At 53.5% G+C, this 3,459-nt stretch carries 2 protein-coding genes; both read left to right on the top strand.

The window, feature by feature from the left end; translation table 11 throughout:
- Positions 1-835: 835 nt before the first annotated feature.
- Positions 836-1,666 (top strand): alpha/beta fold hydrolase, encoded by an 831-nt coding sequence (locus tag ACSHSS_RS29840; protein ID WP_011516071.1) that lies wholly within the window; start codon positions 836-838, stop codon positions 1,664-1,666.
- Between the two features lie 172 nt (positions 1,667-1,838).
- Complete coding sequence (locus tag ACSHSS_RS29845; protein ID WP_445545946.1) at positions 1,839-3,416, top strand: sigma 54-interacting transcriptional regulator; 1,578 nt, start codon at positions 1,839-1,841, stop codon at positions 3,414-3,416.
- Positions 3,417-3,459: the final 43 nt, after the last annotated feature.

Consider the following 3,459-nt stretch of genomic DNA (forward strand, 5'->3'; position numbering starts at 1 on the left):
GAAGACCTTGACGAACACGAGTCAGCCCAACACCTCCGTGCCGATAAAGGTGACCCACTCGCAGATCAACGCAGCGGTGGCCTGGCAAAAACGGTTTTGATGCAGAGGCGGGCGCGGGTGGGGTTGACCCTGTAGGTCAGGACTGTCAGACACCGTTAAAGGCAAACATTGTGATTATTGACGTACCACGTTCATCGGCGAAATTTAAGCCCACAAGAGGTCGCGTGAGTCGGGAACAGCAATTTTTGTGTTCACGAAGCCGGACATTGAAGTCATGAATGACCAAAGACGTTTTTAGACATAATGTATTGGACCTGCCGTACCTCAAGCGACGCGGGTTAAGCTTGAGGCTAGTGTCCTGAATTTGACGCTCGTAGAAGGGAAACGGAAGCGGACGCTCGTGCAATGAGATCTACGCGAAAATCCGCTAGCCGTTCAGGAAGTGGTACTTCCCCCAGAGGGCGCGGTCTAGCGTAAGTCGCATTGCGCAGATGATTGCTCCGAGTCATCAGAGGTCGACAAACTATGTTTGACGAGTCAAATATACTGACGCATCGGGGATGCAAAGCACCTGCAGGCGTGGACGAACGCCTGGTTTGAGGCGGCCGTCGAACTAGGTTTTATCCGGTGGCCCTATGTACCCGACAAAGAAGTCGTCAAGCGTTTGCATGGCTACTTCAATGCAGGGTTGATGCCAATGGAAGCCGCCCAAGCATGCTTTGCGGCGAAGCATTGAGAAAGATCGATGATGATTCAACCAAGAAAAATCATACGAGGTTGTTAAGGGAAATCAAGTTATTGCTCGTTGCCGGATACTGGATATATGGAGTTGCAAATGTCGGATTCTTTAGAAATTGCGAATACAGTCACCGCAAATGGTATAAAAACCAATTATCACGATCGTGGTCAGGGAGTGCCTGTTCTTTTGATTCATGGATCGGGCCCTGGAGTAACCGCATGGGCGAACTGGCGCCTCACAATCCCTGAACTCGCGAAGCAGTTTCGCGTCATCGCACCGGACATGGTGGGCTTTGGATATACCGAGCGGCCGGTGGGTATCCGGTATGACATGGATACCTGGGTCGGGCATGCGCTCGGGTTGCTGGATGCGCTTGGCATTGACAAGGCTCACGTGGTGGGGAACTCTTTCGGAGGGGCTCTGGCCTTGGCGCTGGCCATCCGGGCGCCCGAAAGAGTGCGCCGATTGGTCCTCATGGGCAGCGTGGGTATCTCCTTCCCGATAACGGAGGGGTTGGACAAGGTTTGGGGCTACGTTCCGTCAATCGACAACATGCGAGAGTTGCTCGATGTTTTTGCGTTCGACCGCAATCTCGTAAATGACGACCTCGCTCGCCTGCGTTATGAGGCAAGCATCCGGCCGAACTTTCAGGAAGCGTTTTCAAGTATGTTTCCGGCACCGCGCCAGCGTTGGGTGGACGCTATGGCGAGCCGGGAGGAGGACGTCGGCTCGCTTCCGCACGAGACACTCATCATCCATGGGCGCGAAGACCAGGTCATCCCGCTGTCCAATTCCTATACACTGCTCAGACTGATTCCACGGGCGCAGCTGCACGTGTTCGGCCGCTGTGGCCATTGGACGCAGATTGAACATGGAGAGCGATTTAACCGATTGGTCGGTGACTTCTTCTCGGAAGAGGCGCTTTAAGCCTCCGCGCGGAGGCCTTTGGGGGGCGTTCAAGTGACGCCAACGGCATGTGGCAACGAACGGTCCCCCAATTAGGTTTTCGTTCCAGGCAGGTTTACGCACCCGGTGAGAGCGTGCGAGACGATGAACTTTTAAGAAAGAGCCCTGACTGGCGATTTCCTGAGGAGGGAACATGAAGGAGGAGAAAGGGAAAGCGGGAGAAATAGACAGAGGAATACCGCTTTTCGTGCCAGATGTAGTGGCTGATCTGCATTTTCCGGACATTCGGGATCTGGCGGAACGGCTTCGTTTCAATCCTGCGGACGGTCGCATCTGGCTCGACGATCGTCGAATGGTCTTGATCCATACGGACGCGTTTGCTTCACTGCGACAGGAACTCATCGAAGCTTTAGGTAGCGATGCTGCGCGCGGATTGCTGACCCGCATGGGATATCTATCGGGTTCTCGGGATGCCGCGCTCGCACGAAAGGTTCGCGGGCAAGACAGCGCATTTGATGCCTTCGCGGTAGGTCCTCAACTTCACGCCCTGGAAGGCATCGTCCTGGTAGAACCTGTCAGAGTGGATATCGACAGCACCACCGGTCAGTATTACGGGGAATTTCTGTGGAAAGACTCGTCCGAGGATGAGGCTCACATATCCGTGTACGGCATCGGCTCCGAACCAGCCTGCTGGATGCAGATTGGCTACGCGTGCGGCTACACGAGCGCTTTCATGGGCCGGCGTATTCTATACCGGGAAGTCGAATGCCGCGCGATGGGCAATACATTATGTCGAATCATTGGAAAGCCCGTGGACGAGTGGGACGCCCCCGATGCGGATCTTCGGTATATGCTGCCACAATCTCTGGAGAAACGTCGCTTTGTCGCGTTGAAAAGTTCAGGGCCAGCCCCGACTGACTCTACAGATCATGAGTGTGTGCCTTGCAAGCCTGACGAAGTGCCTGTCAAAGAAGGACCAATAGGGGCGTCTGCTGGATTCAACGCAGTGATGCACAAAATATTCAGAGTGGCTCCCACTAGTGCGACCGTTTTACTGATGGGCGAGAGCGGCGTGGGCAAAAGCCTGTTTGCTCGGGAACTGCACAACAGAAGTTCGCGTGTAGGGAAACCATTCGTTGAATTAAATTGTGCAGCTCTTCCCGATTCGCTGATTGAATCGGAGCTTTTTGGTGTGGAGCGAGGGGCATTCACCGGCGCATCCGATGCCCGCGTTGGGCGTTTCGAAAGCGCAAACGAAGGGACCATTTTTTTGGATGAGATTGGTAATCTCAGTCTAACCGCTCAAGCGAAGCTATTGAGAGTTTTGCAAACGGGGGAGATGGAGCACCTCGGGAGTTCAAAGACGGTTAAGGTAAATGTTCGGGTAATTACTGCGACTAATGACAACCTCAAACAGGCGATAAAAAGCGGGCGTTTTCGTGAGGATCTTTTCTACCGGCTGAATGTATTTCCAATTGTTATTCCACCTTTGCGTGAAAGAAAGGATGATATCCCGGTTTTGCTGGAATTTTTCATAAAGAAATTTTCAAAAAGGCATGGTCGGTCCCTCAAGGGCTTATCCAATCGTGCGCTTCATCTATTGCTGGATTACTCGTGGCCCGGGAATATCCGCGAGATGGAAAATGTGCTCGAACGTGGCGTTATCCTCGCCGAGGAAGGCGGTACGCTCGATGTATGCCACTTGTTTAGTAGCGGTGACACCGTGGAATGTAAGGGTGCTTTTGGTTTAAGCGACCTTGGGTTGGCCTGACCCCATAGGGTGGTCCGGTTTCAATCTTAGTTCATGATCGGCC

The organism is Burkholderia sp. BC1 (assembly GCF_052683555.1).

Excerpts from the sequence above, each read along its gene's own strand:
- ACSHSS_RS29840 (WP_011516071.1), top strand. The coding sequence starts at position 836 with ATGTCGGATTCTTTAGAAATTGCGAATACAGTCACCGCAAATGGTATA.
- ACSHSS_RS29845 (WP_445545946.1), top strand. The coding sequence starts at position 1,839 with ATGAAGGAGGAGAAAGGGAAAGCGGGAGAAATAGACAGAGGAATACCG.